The organism is Pseudomonadaceae bacterium SI-3 (genome assembly GCA_004010935.1).
Taxonomy (GTDB): domain Bacteria; phylum Pseudomonadota; class Gammaproteobacteria; order Pseudomonadales; family Pseudomonadaceae; genus Stutzerimonas.
Genome location: CP026511.1, coordinates 25,650 through 43,199 on the forward strand (window position 1 = coordinate 25,650; position 17,550 = coordinate 43,199).

Genomic DNA, 17,550 nt, shown 5'->3' on the forward strand with positions numbered 1-17,550 from the left:
CCTATGAGCCCGCAAACTGCTCGACTCGCCCTGTTGCAAGCGCCCGGCACGGCCATGATCGGCCATCAGTTGACGAACGCTTATGCCATTGAGCTTATCGCCGAAGGCTTTCCGGGCCGCCATTTTTGCCTCGTACGCGATTGGATCTGGGTTGATCTCGATCTTCCAGAAGCTGTCCGCGAAGAACTCAACCGCATACCGCTTCTGCCGGTCATGTTGTACGCAAACTGTGTAGTCACAGACAGCCTGGGTCGTTTCGGGAAAGGCGACTGGGTGCGCAGCACACCGCTGGTTTCTTTTACGCACGGCTGTTTTTTCGAAACACACGACACGGTGTACGCGCTGCTTGGGCATGGCGTGCGCAAGCGCGCAGAGCTGAGTGCGATGGTGAAAATCTTCCGAGTGGAAAAGGAATGACGATGAAAGACCTCAATGCAGTCACAGAAATGCTCTATGGCGACGGTGAACCGATGTCGGGGTCGGCCATGACTGACGAGCAAGCGTTGGCGCATATGCAGAGCCGACGATTGGGGGCCTTCTGTCTGGTTCGGGATTGGATGTGGCTCGATCTCGATGTCACTGACGAGCAGCGCGCGGTACTGGAAAAGATCGGACGCCAGCCGGTGATGATCTATGCCCACACCGTTGTTTATGACTCCGCCCGACGTTGGGATGCCGGTGATTTTGTCCGCACCTCACCGCTACACCGCTTTGATGAAGGCTTCCTCTTCAAGACCTCCAACACGACTTATGTGCTGCTGGGCGATGGCGTGCGCAAACGCGCCGCCTTGGAAACCATCGGACGAATTTTCTGATGGCGTGGTCAGCGGTTTGGGATTCGAACCGGGCTGCGCATAACACCGTTTCGGTTAGATCGCGGGACGACACCACCCGCCGCAGACACCAGGAGTGATCGTGATGGATAAGCCGAGTCAGATCGATGCCGATATTCACTGCGCAGTGTGCAGCACTGACACGCGTGTACCTGGCTACGGCCAGCAATTTGGCATCTTGCAGGCTCTTTGGGGGTACGGCTCGAAGCATGACGGTGAGCGTTACCGCGTGCATCTGTGTGAACCCTGTTTCTTCCAAACGCTGGCATATCTGCGTCAGGAGCGACGCATCCACACCTTGTTTGATGACGAGCAGCCAACAGATGACCAAGTGTTTGGTCGAGTTGTTCGCGATGATTTCTTTGGCGACGTGTAACTCACTTTCACCGGCAATGGACATGACAATTCGTATCCACTTGCTGCCCATATCGGGACAAGTCATATGAGTATCTCGCACGCAGCGCGGCGCTTGGCCAAGGCATTTAACTACCCCTTCGGTGAACCGGTGACTGCATATCTAACCGAGGTGGTGGTGGTCGCCTGTTGTGGTTTTGGTGTGATGTACCGGCATAGCAAAGCGGATCCGTTTGGCCGTTTTCAAGACGGCCATCGACTGAGAACGTCTGACATCCTTCGGGCTGAAAAGCACGGGCCTTTCTGGGTGCTGCGCACACGTAGCGGTAGCTTTTACGTTGTTGCCAGCTTCCATCCGCATGGCGGTCGGCAGTCACTTCAGGCGTTTCTCAAGCTTCGAGAAAAAGGCATTCACCCGACGGCTCGGCATATTCAGTAGCTCGGTCTTTTTGAGCAAATCTAAATGCAGGTGCATTTATGCTTCATCGCCCCATTTACGACGAAGTCATGAGCCGAGCTGCACGCTGGGCAAATGGCTGCCATCCCTCAGTAGCAGAGCGCTATGCCAATGAGCTGGCACGATACGCACGACTAACGTCCGCGTGCGACGCGCTGGAGTGCTTCATGGGGTGTCGTCCACTTGCGGATGAGGATGTCTTCAGCACACTCGCGCAACGTCGCAGCCAGATCGCTGATCTACTCGCACAGGCTAATCTCGAAGCTTTCGAGCAGGAGGCAGAGTCAGGGATCTATCTGACTATTCCTTACTTCTTGCGATGCTCTGACAAACAGCCTGTATGGCTATTGAATCGTACTGCACAGCGAGTTACGTACATCCGGCGATCTTTGTACGCTTATGCGAGCACAGATGACGGTGTCGACGAATACCAGGACTCTGGCAGTGCATTCGCCGATGGCATCGCTGCGGGCGCAGTGATCGAGCCCGGTGAAAAGCTTCAGATTGACACCTACTCGATGAGTTGGGACGGCGACTTTGTCAGCAATCGACGGGTTGTGCTGCTAGTTGATGACGAGCGCGGAGAATGGTTCGCAAGCATCTCTAAGCTCGCTGGATTTCTTTGGGATGAGAACCTGCATGGGCTACATCTGTTGAAGAAGGTAAAAAGGCTTTAAGCCTGTGTGGTGTGGGCATCAAGGCCACGGTTCAGTCGAAGCAATGGCCTTTATCGAGAACCAGCATGATAGGCTCCGGCGTACCACCGACTAATACAACAAGGATGTAAAGGGAGTCTCATGCAGTCCCCTGATCTCTCGCTGGCCGGGAAGCTTGATAACCTTCTAACTAAAGGCCTCTGTTCACTGCTTGGCGGATTAGCCAACACATTTATTTGGCTCTTAGGCTTGCTGGTGCTGGTAGGCCAACCCATACAGATCTTTGAGTATGGTGAAGGCCTGTCTGATGTCTCGTGGGCAGAATGGGGCTTTATGCTCCTGTTCGTGTTGCTGCTTCGGCGACACATCCGCTATTGCCGTCACTTCTCCATTGGGTTTTGGACAGGGTTAAGCCGATTAGTGGTTTTCCAAGGCCGGTTTGCGTGCATAGGCCTCAGTATTTTGGGGTTTTTGGTGGGCCTTGAATCCCTGCTCGGCACATCGGCGGATCTTCCAAGCACCGTAGACCCGGCCATGGATGTGACGGGATTAGGCCTTGTGCTGCTGATGCTTTACCTGGCGGCACCCACCTCCTCCACTACAAACATGCGATCCAATGTGTCTGCCCCCGTCGAGCCCAAGCTCGTTCCTGCTGAAAAGGAAGTCGCTGTATGAAGGCCCTCAACTTTGTGATTTTCCTGGTGCTGGGCAGTAGCAATATCGCCTATGCCTTGCCTGACAGTGACTCGAAGCATCTGGTGACTAGCTGCCAGGCGCTGGTGGAAATCTATGCAAAACGCGATCAGCAGCATCTCCTGGCAGGGCTGACAACCTCCACCTCAGCGGCATTGCGTGCGGGGTATTGTCGTGGCGTTCTAGACGAGTTTCGGCGGCGCACTGATTTCTGCTACCAGGGCGACTGGTATGTGCAGGCCTCTCGTATTGCTGACTACCCTGAGTATGCAGAGCAGCTACCAGCGATAGATGAATTGTTGAAGCAGTCCTGTGCGATCTAATTCAGACCATGGGATCGAACACACGCAGATGCTGGAGCGTCTGCTGTGCCCGCCGCTTTCGCCACCTTTATCTCAGAAGCAATACGGGACACTCCGAGTTGCGCTCAACACGCTGATTGAGGCCTTAGCTCCACCCAAAGTGAAAAAGGAGCAAGACGGGCTCAACCCCAAACCGCCGCCCTTGATCAGGATGGATCGTAGACGTGCTGATGGGCCGGGCGCCGGAGATGGCCGTGAGCGCTGGTACATACACCCTGATGACGAGGTGTTGGTGTGGAATGCCATCGTCTTACAGGGGTTGTTTGGGGCTCCGAAAATCGCGGGCATGCTCATCCGTGATCATTCAGAGCGGCAGGCTTATGTGGATTGGGCCAAGCAGCTCTTCCTAGAACGCCCCTCGGTGGCTGGCCTGGGGCTATATCGGCATGAGTTGAGTTTGCTGCTCAGTAGCTTGGTCGATAGTGACCTGACCCAGATAAAACTCCCCAATCCATTCGTGGATGCCTGGCCACAAATGGGGCTTGGCCCCCATCAAGGCAGTCTGCTGAAGACTTTGGCGGCACAAACAGCCGTTCTGTCAGTAGGGGACAGCATGATGACGCATTACCTCAATGGCGAATTGGAGCGCGCCTATCTCGCGGCCAATAAGGTTGTGACAGACAGTCCGCTGCTGTTGAAGTATCGCGATCTGATCATCAGCGAATACCAGGACGCGAAGGAGTTTGATGATTTGCTGGATTTTCTTCGCTGAGCGCTTGGTTGTGGAATCCACACACTGAGACTGGCTCCGTCATCACACACGGAGCTAATCATGCACACCATTCAAGCCATTCTCTCCAGTTGTCCGCATCAGGTCAGTGCTTGTCATAAGGCGAAAGCACTCGATATCGATCAAGCCCTGCATGCCGGTGTTCCCTTCACTGCTTTGGGCGGCAAGCGCGTGCGCTGTCGTGAGGGATTGCTCCGCTTCAAGCTCGGCAGTGACTGGCGCCTGCTTTATCAAGTGGTTGCTAACGGTTACGTGCCCTGTGCGCTGGTCAGCCGCCAGTGTTTTGAACGTGAGCTGAAGCGAAGGCGGGTCATCAAGGCCTGCAACCTTCAATCACAGGAGAAACAAGCATGAATGCCATCGCATTGCTGAATCAGCCTTTGCTTACGGCTAATGGCCTAGACGTGAACGTTAGCCGTCTGGATTTCAAGCGCCTGAAGCATAAGTACACCGAGTCTTCGGAAGCGGAAATGTCGGCGGCGGAGTGGGACTTTGCTGAGCAGGAGTACCGCCGCTTTCTGACCCTGAAGTGCTTCTACCCCTCGGTAGCCTTGGTGCCTAGCAAGATGGTGGATGCCATTTGGCATGCCCACATCCTGGATACCCGCGCCTATCGTGAGGACTGCCAGCAGGTCTTCGGTCGCTTCATTGATCACTACCCCTACTTTGGCATCTACGGCGAGGATGACTACCAGGAGTTAACCAACGCCTTTGCCCAAACCGTGGCGCTGTATGAGAAGCACTTTGGTGCGTATCCAGGCGGTGGCAGTGAGTCTCAAGCCATGCGCTGCAAGGATCACGCGTGCCACGTGAAATCAGAGTGTGCATGCCGTGTTTCGGGTGCATGCAAAGACGATGTAGTGGCCTATTAATTCTGGAGGTGGATATGAGTAAGCAGCCGAAAAGCCCTACCAGTCAGCCATCCAAACCAGCCCCTCGCCCGGTCGTCCCCAATTTGCCCAGTACCACGGGTAACAAATCGGGAGGTGGTCGCGGTAACTACCCACCAGCCAAGTCGAAGTAACTGAATAGGGCTAACAGGCTCATCAATGGGCCTGTTAGCCCCTGCACGGGATGCACTCCTTCCGGGGTCTGGCTGGCCCGATTTCCATCTGGATCTGGATCGACAACCCTCAGGATTTATTTATCAAAACTGTTAATAAAATCTGGGCTTGATGCGTCACTGGCTCACCGCTAGAAATTGGCATGCGCGTCACTTTCTCTGGGCTCTTAGAGCGACCTGAAGCCTGTCTTCGTATCCAAGTACACAGGAGATGGCACAGATGACACGCATTCAATGGCCTGAGATCAATGATGTGGAGCCCCACATCAATCTTATGGTTGCTTTTGATTCAGGGCAGGGCATGCAGGCTTGGGGGGCATGTATATCTCTGGGGACTGCCAAAGCACTGTATTCAGGGCTTGGGGCAGATGCATTGAAAGACCGTGCTTCTGCCGAAGCGGTGCAGTGGCTCTCGACGCAGTTGGGTATGCCGCTGAGCAGGCTAGAGCTGCCCGTCGCCGGCTTCCTCACTACGCTCCATGGCTTTTTCCTTGGTGGGTGTGCAAGCGATTTGTCCGCATACAGCCGCCATGGTCGCTTTTGCGAGACGGCATTTGGTGATTTGCATCGAGTATCTTTGGAATGGCTTGAGGCCGGTACGGGCGAGCCCTTTAGTTTGATTTTCTGCTGGTAAAAGGAAGCTACCAATGCGGCTGTTCAGCTACAAAATGACCCACGACACTGGATTTGCTCCAAATCCGTTTGGCCACACACTGACGCTAGCTACCTGCAAGCCGCAGATTCGCCGCTCAAAGAAACAGGGTGATTGGATCGCTGGATTCACATCCAAGGCGCTGACGGGAGATCGGGTTGGTGAAGAACGCCTGATCTATCTGATGCAAGTGGGGAAAAAACTGCATCTACGCGACTACTTCAGCGATCCCTTGTTCCAGGATAAAACACCTAACCTCGGCAAGTCCGGCCCTGTCCCCAAGGCGGGGGATAACATCTACCGGCCCCTTGTGCCAGGTGCCTGTGAGCCGGGACATTTTGAGCAAGTGCGTAATCCCAATCACTGGGATACGGGGGCTGATGCTCCCAGTGGTGATGATCTACGTCGAGATGTATCTGGACAGTACGCCCTGATTGCCGACGAGTTCTATTACTTTGGAGCTCAAGCTATAGCGCTCCCTGAAGCAGTTCGACCTGCCCTGCCCGGTGGGCAGTCGGCACATGGCATACAGTCCTCCGAAGCGTTAGCCGAGCGTTTTATCTCTTTTATACGGTCGCGATACCAACCGGGTAGGCATGGCAATCCGACGCAGTGGCCAGAAGATGAGCTCACCAGTACGTCTAAATGTGGAGGCCGCTGATGCGCATCATCCTGAGCCGCAAAGGGTTTGATTCCACGGCAGGGGGGTGTCCAAGCCCGATTTTTCCGGACGGGCGCATGCTTTCATTGCCTATTCCGGATAAAGGCTCCCCCATTGCTTATCAAGACCTGTCGTTTGGGGATATGAACGTTGGTGATCTGGTTGTAGAGCTCACAGGCGATGCTAAGCGGAGTCGACATTTTGCCCACTTAGATCCTGACCTGCGCGCTGATTCTTTACCGCGATTGCCTGGTTGGAAACCTTTATTGGGGCAGACCGGTAGTGCCCAGGGGCACCTGCGTAAGCAGGGCGTTCAGGCTGGTGATGTGTTCTTGTTTTTTGGATCTTTCAGGCCTGTTGAGCAGACAGCAGATGGCTGGCGTTTCAAAAGAACGGAACGGGCGCGGCATATCATCTGGGGTTGGATGCAGATTGGGCGGTTCCACAAGGTCGATGAACTACCTGGCGATGAAATGCGTTGGGCCCGCTATCACCCACATTTCGCCTACTCACGTGATGCATCCAATACCTTGTACGAGTCGGCAGATCGGCTAGTCATTGGCGGCGCTCACACCCATGCTCAAGGAGCAGGTGTATTCACGCATTTTGATCAGAGGTTGGTGCTGACAGCCCCCGAGAGTACTGCCCAGGCTAGCTGGAGGCTTCCAAGCTTTTTGGCTCCAGTAGATGGACGCTCACAGCTGAGTTATCACGGTGATGAACGTCGATGGCGCGTAGTTGGTGATGAGTGTTTGCTCAACAGTGTGGCCAGAGGGCAAGAGTTCGTTTTTGACACGCAGGGGCAGGATGCTCCTGTCCAGTGGATTCTTTCCCTGGTGGAAGCCAGCTCCTCCAGCAAGTGAAATGGCGTCTAGCGAGTCAGCTGCCGCAGCGCTCGACTTTGCGACAGATTGCTAGCTAGAATCTGCCGCAGGCGCCCGCCCAACTTGCACACGAGTTAAAAAAGGCTTCGCATTTCTTCGATTCATATCTCTCTAGCTGAGAAACCCTTCCAAGCCTGGATGTCCGGGGCTTAAACGTGTGCCGTTCGCTCCGTACGTCAGGCGATGAGGATTGGTTTCATGGCTATCAAAGAACTCGTTTACGCCGCCAAGCAGCAGCTTGAGTCTGCTACCCAGCAGTCATTTCGGCACTCGCATATCTATGAGCTATTTGCAGCGAGCTTCGGGTTCAGTACCCGTGCCTCGTTGGATGCGGCCCACGTCATGGCCGTAATGGAACGTGCGCCAGTGCCAGTGGCCTCTTCACTGGCAACGCTTCATCGTCGTTTAGCCGAGTTGGGTTATGAGTCGGTTGCTGACTCGGCTGGTGCGGCCTTGTTAAGCATGATTGCAGATCAGTGTGTTGGGGTTACCTCCGTTGAGTTGGTTATAGATACCCTTCAACAAGGCTATTGGGCATACCCCGAGGACTGGTATGACATTGATGAGGAGGTCGAGGATGAAGCCTCTGACTCTGAGTCAGCAGGCAACCAGCCTCCATCTCTCGACCTTGCAAAAATCGCGTTGTTGATTGACGGCCTAAACGGTTTGGCTTCGAGGGGCAGCGCGGCAGCTCACTATGCTTTGGCACTTATATATAGAGGCGATGACCTCAGTGAAGAGGAGGGCTCCGCTTATTGGTATTCACTGATGGAGCAGGGCCGTGATCTTGATGGGGTGCAGCTCGAATGGGCGACGGCCTATAAGACTCAGCTGCTCAATGCCGAGCGGGAGGCACTTCATTTGAATGAGGCTGCGCGCCTGGGATGGGCAGATGCCAGGTTGGATATTGCTCTTGATAAGGCGCAGCGTGCTGAGCATCGAGGCGACCATGGGCAAGCTGAGCATTGGTACAAGGAGGCCGCAGGCTTAGGTCATGTGGAGGCGATGCGCTCATTAGCCTGGTTGGCTCAGGGCGCCGGTGATGAGGACACTGCAAGGCAATGGAATCATCAGGCCGCTCTGCACGGTGACGTCGATGCAATGCGCGATCTGATCGATGAAGATGACCGGGGCAATCTATTCCAGACCTGGGTCTGGGTTTACCTTGCCGAGCAGCTGGGAAGCGACCTGCGCAAGAGTACGCTGCGGGCATACCACGATGGCGGTCTGTATGCAGGCCAGGAGTACGACGATGACCAAGGTGGGCCTCTATACGTCGCTGGGGACGAGGGTGTTCAGCTTGAATCGCTGAGCGCTTTAGATGATTCGAGAGCCAGGGATACAGCTCAGGAGCTTTTTAGCCGTATCAGCCACCCATAGTAAGCAGCCTGGGCATGCTTCAAGCTTTCGCAGCGTGTGGCTGCCCCAGCTTTGGGGTGTAGGTTCAAGGGAGGGATAGCCCTGAAACCCGCGACGGACGGGGCTTCCATCAATTTGCCGTCCTCTCTAAGCTGAGCTTCATTGACAAGGTGTCAATCCAGACCGCCCCGCCCCAGGTGGCGGTTACCTTGGTTTGTAGTGCCCTCCTACGGAGGGGCTACGGAAAATGCCATTTATTGCGGTCATCTCGACGGAAAATGCCAATTTATGTGGCACGATTATGCCAATAATCGCGCCCAATGATTTTCATAAGTCGCTGATTTTATTGATATTCTAATTTGATTCGAATGCCAGGTTTGTCGCCCATCGACAAATCCGATTCGTGGTTATCAAACCCGGCGCAAGCCGGGTTTTTTGTTCCACGTGAAACATTGCTCCTTGATAGCTTGGCTACATGGCAGTGCAATGTTTATTCAATTTTCACAATCCCCCTCCTCCCCGTAAGCTCAACACCATAAAGAGTTCAGCTTCCCGTCCCTATGCAGGGACCAGATTATTACGGGGTCTCTAATGCTCGACAGCAATTTGAAAGCGCAACTGAAAACCTATCTGGAAAAGGTCACCCAGCCGTTCGAGATCGTTGCATCCCTCGATGACGGCGCCAAATCCCAGGAAATGCTCGCCATGCTGGAAGACATTACCAGCCTGAGTGACAAGATCACCCTACGCACCGACGGCAACGACGTGCGCAAACCTTCGTTCGCCCTCAACCGTATCGGTGGCAACATCAGTCTGCGTTTCGCCGGCATTCCGATGGGCCACGAGTTCACCTCGCTGGTGCTGGCCCTGCTGCAGGTCGGTGGTCATCCGTCCAAGACCGCACCTGAAGTCATCGAGCAGATCAAGAATCTCGACGGCGAATACAATTTCGAAACCTATTTCTCGTTGTCCTGCCAGAACTGCCCGGACGTGGTCCAGGCGCTGAACCTGATGGCCGTGCTCAATCCGAACATCCGCCACGTCGCCATCGACGGTGCCCTGTTTCAGGAAGAAGTCACCATTCGCCAGGTCATGTCCGTGCCGAGCATCTACCTCAACGGCGAGCTGTTCGGTCAGGGCCGCATGGGTGAAGAGGAGATTCTGGCCAAGCTCGACACCGGCGCGTCAGCGCGCGATGCCGAGAAGCTCAGCGCCAGGGATGCTTACGACGTGCTCGTTGTCGGTGGTGGTCCAGCCGGCGCTGCTGCGGCCATCTATGCGGCGCGCAAGGGCATCCGTACCGGTGTCGCAGCCGAGCGTTTCGGTGGTCAGGTGCTCGACACCATGGCCATCGAGAACTTCATTTCGGTCACCGAGACCGAAGGCCCGAAGCTGGCGCGAGCACTGGAAAACCACGTGCGCGAATACGACGTCGATATCATGAACCTGCAGCGCGCCGCCCAGCTCATCCCTGGCTCCGAGGGCGGCCTGCACGAGATCAAGCTGGAGAATGGTGGCTCGTTGAAGGCCAAGACGCTGATCCTGGCGACCGGTGCGCGCTGGCGCGAAATGAACGTGCCGGGCGAGCAGGAATACCGTGGCCGTGGCGTCGCCTACTGCCCGCACTGTGATGGCCCGTTGTTCAAGGGCAAACGCGTGGCGGTCATCGGTGGTGGCAACTCCGGCGTGGAAGCGGCCATCGACCTGGCCGGCATCGTCGCCCAGGTCACGCTGATAGAATTCGACAGCCAGCTACGCGCCGATGCCGTGCTGCAGAAGAAGCTGCACAGCCTGCCCAACGTCACCGTAATCACCAGTGCACTGACCAGCGAAGTCACCGGCGATGGCAAGAAGGTCACCGGGCTGATCTACAAGGACCGCAACTCCAGCGAATTCCATGAGCTGGAGCTGGAAGGCATCTTCGTACAGATCGGTCTGCTGCCGAACTCCGACTGGCTGAAGGGTACGGTAGAGCTGACGTCGCGCGGCGAGATCATCGTCGATGCGCGTGGCGAGACATCGCTGCCGGGTATCTTCGCCGCTGGTGACGTTACAACCGTGCCGTACAAGCAGATCGTCATCGCTGTTGGTGAGGGCGCCAAGGCGTCGCTAAGTGCCTTCGATCACCTGATCCGCAGCTCTGTCGAAGACTGAGCGTCGAAGTAAAAAGAAAGGGGAGCAGACCAAGGTCTGCTCCCCTTTTTATTTGCACGTGTGTGAATCAGACGTTGCGCTCGAGGTCTGCCACGGTCGCATTGATCCAGTCTTCGGCGCGCTGATTGAGCTCAGCTGCTGCACGAGGACCTTCGCTCTCAGCGTGCATGGCTGGGCCGATGACAACCTGGATGGTCCCTGGCCGTTTACCCCACCCCGACTTCGGCCAGAACGTACCGGCATTGTGCGCTACCGGCAAGATTGGGAGTTTGGCGTTGACTGCCAAGGCAGCACCGCTGCGCGAGAACTTGCCAACCTGCCCGACAGGAACGCGCGTCCCCTCTGGAAAAATTAGCACCCAGGCGCCTTGCTCTAGCCGCTCCAGTCCCTGTTTAGCAACTTGGCGTAATGCCTCTTTGGGGTTTTCACGGTCAATCGCTATCGGCTTGAGCAGCCGAATCGCCCATCCAAAAAACGGGACGTTGAGCAATTCACGTTTGAGCACCTGGCTCAACGGCTCGAAGTAGGCCGAAAGAAAAAACGTTTCCCAGGTGCTCTGGTGTTTGGAAAGAATCACGCAGGGCTTTTCCGGAATATTCTCCGCACCCCTCACCTCATAGCGCAACCCGATGATGGTTTGGGCTAACCATACGGCGCTGCGACACCAAGTCTGGACCACGAACCGGTAGCGCGTGCGGAACGACATGAAGGGTGCAAAAACCAGACTGACCAAACACCAGGCGAAGGCCGTGAACGACAGCAGCAAGTAGAACACCAGGATGCGTATCGGCAGCAAGACGTTCATCGTTTGGCTCCCAACAGATGATCGACCACAGCTGACAAATCATCGAACACCTGAGTGCCGGTTGGTAGCGGACCTTTTGCAGTCTTCGAGCCCTTTCCGGTGCGAACTAGGTAAGGAATGCCGCCGAGGCGCATCCCTGCATGCAGATCGCGTTGGCTGTCGCCCACCACAGGGACACCTGTGAGGCTTTCAAGATGAAAGTGCTCGGCGATCTGCTCGAACAGCCCGGGCAGCGGCTTGCGGCAATCACAGCCATCGTCGGGGCCATGCGGGCAATGCACGATCAGATCGACGCGACCGCCCTCTTCCATCACCAGCTGCTGCATTTTGAAATGCATGTCGCCGAGTGTGGTGGCGTCGAACAGGCCGCGGGCAAGGCCGGACTGGTTGGTGGCAACTGCCACCGTCCAGCCAGCCTTACATAGCCGTGCGATCGCCTTGATCGAGCCGGGGATCGGAATCCATTCTTCCAGGCTCTTCACATAGGCGTCGGAGTCCTCGTTGATCACGCCGTCGCGATCCAGCACGATCAGCTTCACCGGCTTAGCCAAGTGCGGAAATATCGGCAACGCCAAGGAACAATCCTCTCAACCGGGCAAGCAAGGCATAGCGGTTGGCGCGAACCGAAGCGTCTTCGGCGTTGACCAATACCGCCTCGAAAAAGGCATCCACCGGACCGCGCAGGTGCGCCAGACGCTCGAGCGCCTCGCGATACTGACGATCCGCAGCCAGGGGCTGCACGGCTTGTTCGGCCTGCTGCAGCGCAGAATACAAAGAGAACTCGGTGGCATTGTCGAAGTAACGGGGCTCGACGGTTTCCGGTAGCTTTGCTTCGAACTTGCTCAGCAGATTCGAGACGCGCTTGTTCGCAGCCGCCAAGGCTTCGGCTTCCGGCAGATTGCGGAACGCCTGTACGGCTTGCACGCGCTGATCGAAGTCCAACGCTGAACCCGGCTGTACGGCACGAACCGATAGATAGGACGCCACCTCGACGCCCTCGTCTTCGTACCGCGCACGCAGGCGATCAAAAATGAAATCGAGGATCTGATCAGCCAAGCCTTCAGTCTTGACCTGACCTCCGAACTGGTTAATGGAGAAGCGCACGGCAGCAACCAGATCTAGATCCAGACGCTTTTCGATCAGGATGCGCAGAATGCCCAAGGCCGCGCGGCGAAGCGCGTAAGGGTCCTTGCTGCCGGTGGGAAGCATGCCAATGCCGAAGATGCCCACCAGAGTATCCAGCTTGTCCGCCACCGCCAGGATGGCACCTGTGTGGGTCACCGGCAGCTCTGCACCCGCACCGCGGGGCATGTACTGCTCATTCAATGCCAGGGCGACGTCGGTGGGTTCACCGTCGTTGACGGCGTAGTAATAACCCGCAATTCCCTGCATTTCCGGGAATTCGCCGACCATCTCGGTGGCCAGGTCGCATTTGCTCAGCAGGCCCGCGCGCGCCGCCCACTGGGCATTGCCTTCGGTGCGTTCGGCAATGAATGCGGCCAGCCTGGAGACTCGCACCGCCTTGTCGTACACAGTCCCAAGCTGAGCCTGGAAGACCACGTTCTTCAAGCGCTCATTGAAGCTGTCGAGCTTCTGTTTCTTGTCCTGCTTGAAGAAAAACTCGGCGTCGGTGAGGCGCGGACGCACCACTTTCTCGTTACCCGCAACGATCTGAGCCGGATCCTTGGATTCAATGTTGGCAACTGTGATGAAGCGCGGAAGCAGCTTGCCGTTGGCGTCCAGCAGGCAGAAGTACTTCTGGTTGTCCTGCATGGTGGTGATCAACGCTTCCTGTGGTACTTCAAGGAAGCGTTCTTCGAACGAACACACCAGCGGTACAGGCCATTCGACTAGCGCGGTCACTTCGTCCAACAGCGCTGGCGGCACGATAGCACTGCCGTTCTGCTCGCTGGCCAGCTGCTCGACACGCTTGGCGATCAGCTCGCGGCGTTCGGCAAAATCGGCAATGACATGAGCGCCGCGCAGGTCTTCCAGATAGCTTGTCGGCTTGGAAATGCGAACTGGGCTCGGGCTATGGAACCGGTGGCCACGCGATTCGCGACCGGCGCGTTGAGTCAGGATGGTGCAGTCAACGACCTGATCACCGAATAGCATGACCAGCCACTGGGTTGGCCGGACGAATTCTTCCTTGCGAGCGGCCCAGCGCATGCGCTTCGGAATTGGCAGCTCGTTAAGCGATGTCTCGACGATAGCGGGCAGCAGCTCAGCAGTCGCCTGGCCAGGTATCGAGCGGCTGTACCGGAGTTTGGGGCCGCTGCGGTCGACTTCGGCAAGGTCCACGCCGCACTTGCGCGCAAAGCCCAGGGCGGCCTGGGTCGGTTCGCCCTCGGCGTCGAACGCCGCCTGCAGCGGCGGCCCGTCGAGGTTGATGCTGCGATCAGGCTGCTCGGTGTCGAGCTGCTCGATCAGCACTGCGAGACGTCGGGGTGCGGCAAACGCCTGTACCCGGCCATGCTTGAGACCAGCGTCCTTCAAGCCTTTCTCGATGCCCGTGCGAAACGCGTCGGACAACTTGCCCAAGGCCTTGGGCGGCAGCTCTTCTGTGCCGAGCTCGACCAGGAAATCCAGTGCACTCATTCTGCAGCCTCCAGCTTGGCCAGTACTTCGTCACGCAGGTCCGGGGTGGCCATGGGGAAGCCGAGTTTGGCGCGTGCCTGCAAATAGCTCTGCGCCACCGAGCGAGCCAGTGCCCGCACGCGCAGGATGTACTGCTGCCGCGCAGTCACCGAGATGGCCCGGCGAGCATCCAGCAGGTTGAAGGTATGCGAGGCCTTCAGCACCATTTCATAGGTGGGCAACGGCAGCTCCAGTTCGATCAACCGGTTGGCTTCCGATTCATAGAAGTCGAACAGTTCGAACAGCTTGTCGACGTTGGCGTGTTCGAAGTTATAGGTGGACTGTTCCACCTCGTTCTGATGGAACACATCGCCATAGGTGACGGTGCCGAACGGGCCGTCCGTCCAGATCAGGTCGTAGACCGAGTCGACGCCCTGCAGATACATCGCGAGTCGCTCGAGACCGTAGGTGATTTCACCGGTAACGGGATAGCACTCGATGCCGCCGACCTGCTGGAAGTAGGTGAACTGGGTGACTTCCATACCGTTGAGCCAGACCTCCCAGCCGAGCCCCCAGGCGCCCAGCGTCGGCGATTCCCAGTTGTCTTCGACGAAGCGCACATCGTGTACCGAGGTGTCGACGCCAATGCGGCGCAGCGACTCCAGATACAGGTCCTGGATGTTGTCCGGGTTTGGCTTGAGCACGACCTGAAACTGGTAGTAGTGCTGCAGACGGTTAGGGTTCTCGCCATAACGACCATCGGCAGGGCGACGCGAAGGCTGAACATAGGCTGCGTTCCAGGTTTCAGGACCGACAGCGCGCAAGAATGTGGCGGTGTGGAAGGTGCCGGCACCCATTTCCATATCGTAGGGTTGCAGAACAACGCAACCCTGCTCTGCCCAATAGCTTTGCAGGGCGAGGATCAGGTCTTGGAAGGTGCGCACGGCAGGCGTAGGCTGGGTCAAAATTTCACCTGTGCTGGCTTCGACAGAAAGCCTCGGAGTATACCCGATAACGGCTCGAACCCGTGGAGACACGTGCTCTACGGCGTAGCGCCGGTCGCACTTCCGATCTGCTTTTCGCCGCGTTCAAGGATCTGAAAACATGCCGCGTTGCGCCTGGTGCAGTGACGACCCGTTATACATCGACTACCACGACAGCGAGTGGGGTGTTCCCACCCGTGATCCTCAGGTCCTCTTCGAATTTCTCATTCTTGAAGGCGCACAGGCGGGACTGTCTTGGATCACGGTATTGCGCAAGCGAGAGCGTTATCGCCAGGTGTTGTTCGGCCTCGATCCGAAGCGTCTGGCACAGATGACCGATGCGGAGATCGACGAACGCATGCTCGACGCCGGCATCATCCGCAACCGTCGAAAACTCGAAGCCGCACGGCGCAATGCCCAGCTCTGGCTCGAGTTGGAAGACCCGGCGGGTTGGTTGTGGTCCTTCGTTGGGGGCGAGCCGAAGATCAACCATTTCGAGTCGATCAACCAGGTGCCTGCGGTGACCGCTGAAGCTGAGGCCATGAGCCGTGCGTTGAAGAAGGCCGGGTTCGGCTTTGTCGGCCCGACCATCTGTTACGCCTATATGCAGGCGTGCGGCATGGTCATGGACCACACCACTGACTGCGATCGTTACCCCGCTCTGGCGCGTGTACCGGCCAGCGCCTAAACGGCTGTGACGCCTTAGGGGTAGCCAATCGCGCTAAGCAGTTACACTAGCGTCTTTGATTTTTCGGGAGAGATCCTTGGACAAGCTCAAAGGTGCGCTGGTGGTTGGCTTTCTGCGCCTGTTCGCCCTACTCCCCTGGCGCGCAGTTCAGGGATCGGGTCGCTTCATTGGCTGGCTGATGTGGAAGCTGCCCAATCGGTCTCGCGAAGTCGCCCGGATCAATCTTTCCAAATGTTTTCCAGAACTCGATGCTGCCGAACGCGAGCGCTTGCTCGAACAGAGCCTGCAGCAGATCGGCATGGCGTTTACTGAGAGTGCCTGCGCCTGGATCTGGCCAGCAGAGAAGACGCTGCGGCTGGTCAAGGAAGTCGAGGGGTTGGAAGTGCTGGAGCAAGCGTTGGCTTCAGGCAAGGGAGTCGTAGGTATCACCAGCCACCTGGGCAACTGGGAAGTCCTCAATCACTTTTATTGCGCACAATGCAAACCGATCATTTTCTATCGCCCGCCGAAGCTCAAGGCGGTCGATGATCTCCTGCAACGCCAGCGTGTCCAACTGGGCAACAAGGTCGCGCCCTCGACCCGAGAGGGCATCATCAGCGTGATCAAGGAAGTCCGAAAGGGCGGCGCCGTGGGCATACCCGCGGATCCGGAACCCAGCGAGGGCGCGGGCGTTTTCGTGCCGTTCCTTGGCACACAAGCACTGACGAGCAAGTTCGTGCCTGGCATGCTGACGGGCGGCAAAGCGGTAGGGGTGTTCCTTCACGCGTTGCGCTTGGATGATGGTTCGGGCTACAAGGTCATTCTCGAGGCAGCACCTCCAGCCATGTACGACGAGGACGTCGAGGTCGCGGTGGCAGCCATGAGCGGCGTCATCGAGCGATACGTGCGGACTTGGCCGAGCCAGTACATGTGGACGATGAAACGCTTCAAAAAGCGGCCAGCCGGCGAAAAACGCTGGTACTAACGACAGCTCACCCAGCAAAGGGACTTCCATGGGAAACTCGAATCAGCGGCAGCATCCACGCGCACCCATGAAGTGCCGTATCCGCATTACCCACGAGTCATTTGGCGAGGTGTTCGCGCACACCCGCGATCTCTCAGATGGCGGCGTCTACGTCAAACATCCGCAGCTGATCGAGTTGCAGCCGGGCATGACGGTCAGTGGGCAGGTGCAGGATCTCCCCATTCCCGCACCAGTGCTGCAGATGGAAGTGATGCGTGTCGATGCTGAGGGTGTTGGCTTGCGCTTCGTCCAGCCCGATTAATAGAGGCCCGGCAGAGCGTGCGATCGGCTGGTACTAGCTGCCGGCCTGTTTGTTCAGCTTGCGTAGAAACACATCCATTTCCTTCTCGGCCTGCTTGTCACCGTGTGCTTGCGCCGCGAGCAGGCCTTGTTCCCAGGCGCGCCTCGCGCCGTCGAGATCCCCACAAGCCTTTAATGCCTTGCCGAGCAGCTTCCAAGCGGCAGAGTATTTCGGATCCTGTTCGACGCAGCGTTGCAAATGAACCGCCGCTTCAGCTGCGTCCCCAAGATCCAGGTAGCCCTTGCCAAGCCCAAAGCGCAGCATCGGATTGTCCATGCCCTTGGCAAGCATCTTTTGCAGCGATTCGATCATTGCGTTCCCCTGGGAAATCTTTC

The 17,550-nt window shown here is 57.1% G+C and carries 23 protein-coding genes; 18 read left to right on the top strand and 5 right to left on the bottom strand.

The features are described from left to right. The first annotated feature begins 3 nt into the window (after nt 1-3). From C1896_00110 to C1896_00180, 15 genes are all read left to right on the top strand, one after another. Nucleotides 4-417 carry a hypothetical protein gene (locus C1896_00110; GenBank protein AZZ43466.1) on the top strand — a complete coding sequence of 138 codons (414 nt, stop codon included), beginning with the start codon at nt 4-6 and terminating at the stop codon, nt 415-417. Between the two features lie 2 nt (nt 418-419). Then, a complete protein-coding gene (locus C1896_00115; GenBank protein ID AZZ43467.1) occupies nt 420-815 on the top strand; it encodes a hypothetical protein in 396 nt (131 codons plus the stop codon). A 103-nt stretch (nt 816-918) separates the two neighbouring features. Continuing rightward, complete coding sequence (locus tag C1896_00120; protein ID AZZ43468.1) at nt 919-1,209, top strand: hypothetical protein; 291 nt, start codon at nt 919-921, stop codon at nt 1,207-1,209. 66 nt (nt 1,210-1,275) lie between these two features. Further along, nucleotides 1,276-1,626: a hypothetical protein gene (locus C1896_00125; protein ID AZZ43469.1), complete on the top strand. Its 351-nt coding sequence runs from the start codon at nt 1,276-1,278 to the stop codon at nt 1,624-1,626. Nucleotides 1,627-1,664: 38 nt separating this feature from the next. Continuing rightward, on the top strand, nt 1,665-2,321 hold the full coding sequence (locus C1896_00130) for a hypothetical protein (protein ID AZZ43470.1): 657 nt from the start codon (nt 1,665-1,667) through the stop codon (nt 2,319-2,321). A 120-nt stretch (nt 2,322-2,441) separates the two neighbouring features. Beyond that, nucleotides 2,442-2,975, top strand: coding sequence for a hypothetical protein (locus tag C1896_00135; protein ID AZZ43471.1), 534 nt, complete (start codon nt 2,442-2,444; stop codon nt 2,973-2,975). Beyond that, on the top strand, nt 2,972-3,316 hold the full coding sequence (locus C1896_00140) for a hypothetical protein (GenBank protein AZZ43472.1): 345 nt from the start codon (nt 2,972-2,974) through the stop codon (nt 3,314-3,316). Before C1896_00135 ends, C1896_00140 begins: the two co-directional genes overlap by 4 nt. A gap of 28 nt (nt 3,317-3,344) precedes the next feature. Continuing rightward, a complete protein-coding gene (locus tag C1896_00145) occupies nt 3,345-4,067 on the top strand; it encodes a hypothetical protein (GenBank protein ID AZZ43473.1) in 723 nt (240 codons plus the stop codon). Between the two features lie 60 nt (nt 4,068-4,127). After that, nucleotides 4,128-4,439 carry a hypothetical protein gene (locus C1896_00150; protein AZZ43474.1) on the top strand — a complete coding sequence of 104 codons (312 nt, stop codon included), beginning with the start codon at nt 4,128-4,130 and terminating at the stop codon, nt 4,437-4,439. Then, entirely contained in the window at nt 4,436-4,957 is a 522-nt protein-coding gene (locus tag C1896_00155; protein ID AZZ43475.1) for a hypothetical protein, read from the top strand. The genes C1896_00150 and C1896_00155 overlap by 4 nt, the downstream gene beginning before the upstream one ends. 411 nt (nt 4,958-5,368) lie before the next feature. Then, a complete protein-coding gene (locus C1896_00160) occupies nt 5,369-5,782 on the top strand; it encodes a hypothetical protein (GenBank protein AZZ43476.1) in 414 nt (137 codons plus the stop codon). Nucleotides 5,783-5,795: 13 nt separating this feature from the next. Continuing rightward, the gene (locus C1896_00165; GenBank protein AZZ43477.1) at nt 5,796-6,461 is read left to right on the top strand and encodes a hypothetical protein; all 666 of its coding nucleotides are present in this window, start codon (nt 5,796-5,798) and stop codon (nt 6,459-6,461) included. Further along, the gene (locus C1896_00170; GenBank protein AZZ43478.1) at nt 6,461-7,324 is read left to right on the top strand and encodes a hypothetical protein; all 864 of its coding nucleotides are present in this window, start codon (nt 6,461-6,463) and stop codon (nt 7,322-7,324) included. Before C1896_00165 ends, C1896_00170 begins: the two co-directional genes overlap by 1 nt. Nucleotides 7,325-7,543: 219 nt before the next feature. Further along, complete coding sequence (locus tag C1896_00175; GenBank protein ID AZZ43479.1) at nt 7,544-8,725, top strand: hypothetical protein; 1,182 nt, start codon at nt 7,544-7,546, stop codon at nt 8,723-8,725. 570 nt (nt 8,726-9,295) lie between these two features. Continuing rightward, nucleotides 9,296-10,858, top strand: a complete 1,563-nt coding sequence (locus tag C1896_00180) for an alkyl hydroperoxide reductase subunit F (GenBank protein ID AZZ43480.1) — start codon at nt 9,296-9,298, stop codon at nt 10,856-10,858. Nucleotides 10,859-10,925: 67 nt separating this feature from the next. Here the strand turns inward: C1896_00180 and C1896_00185 are convergent, their stop codons facing one another. The 4 genes from C1896_00185 to glyQ are packed head-to-tail and all read right to left on the bottom strand — an operon-like array spanning nt 10,926 to nt 15,205. Next, nucleotides 10,926-11,663 (bottom strand): 1-acyl-sn-glycerol-3-phosphate acyltransferase, encoded by a 738-nt coding sequence (locus tag C1896_00185; GenBank protein ID AZZ43481.1) that lies wholly within the window; start codon nt 11,661-11,663, stop codon nt 10,926-10,928. Further along, entirely contained in the window at nt 11,660-12,202 is a 543-nt protein-coding gene (locus C1896_00190) for a D-glycero-beta-D-manno-heptose-1,7-bisphosphate 7-phosphatase (GenBank protein AZZ47455.1), read from the bottom strand. The genes C1896_00185 and C1896_00190 overlap by 4 nt, the downstream gene beginning before the upstream one ends. Nucleotides 12,203-12,206: 4 nt before the next feature. After that, nucleotides 12,207-14,261: a glycine--tRNA ligase subunit beta gene (locus C1896_00195; protein AZZ43482.1), complete on the bottom strand. Its 2,055-nt coding sequence runs from the start codon at nt 14,259-14,261 to the stop codon at nt 12,207-12,209. Continuing rightward, nucleotides 14,258-15,205, bottom strand: a complete 948-nt coding sequence (gene glyQ / locus C1896_00200; GenBank protein AZZ43483.1) for a glycine--tRNA ligase subunit alpha — start codon at nt 15,203-15,205, stop codon at nt 14,258-14,260. Before glyQ ends, C1896_00195 begins: the two co-directional genes overlap by 4 nt. A 139-nt stretch (nt 15,206-15,344) precedes the next feature. Between glyQ and C1896_00205 the strand changes: the two genes are divergently transcribed. The 3 genes from C1896_00205 (at nt 15,345) to C1896_00215 (ending at nt 17,176) form a co-directional block, all read left to right on the top strand. Continuing rightward, nucleotides 15,345-15,911, top strand: a complete 567-nt coding sequence (locus tag C1896_00205) for a DNA-3-methyladenine glycosylase I (protein ID AZZ43484.1) — start codon at nt 15,345-15,347, stop codon at nt 15,909-15,911. A gap of 76 nt (nt 15,912-15,987) precedes the next feature. After that, nucleotides 15,988-16,875: a lipid A biosynthesis lauroyl acyltransferase gene (locus C1896_00210; GenBank protein AZZ43485.1), complete on the top strand. Its 888-nt coding sequence runs from the start codon at nt 15,988-15,990 to the stop codon at nt 16,873-16,875. 28 nt (nt 16,876-16,903) lie between these two features. Next, nucleotides 16,904-17,176, top strand: a complete 273-nt coding sequence (locus C1896_00215; protein ID AZZ43486.1) for a PilZ domain-containing protein — start codon at nt 16,904-16,906, stop codon at nt 17,174-17,176. A gap of 33 nt (nt 17,177-17,209) precedes the next feature. Here C1896_00215 and C1896_00220 read toward each other — a convergent pair whose 3' ends face one another. Beyond that, the gene (locus C1896_00220; protein AZZ43487.1) at nt 17,210-17,527 is read right to left on the bottom strand and encodes a tetratricopeptide repeat protein; all 318 of its coding nucleotides are present in this window, start codon (nt 17,525-17,527) and stop codon (nt 17,210-17,212) included. Nucleotides 17,528-17,550 lie beyond the last annotated feature (23 nt).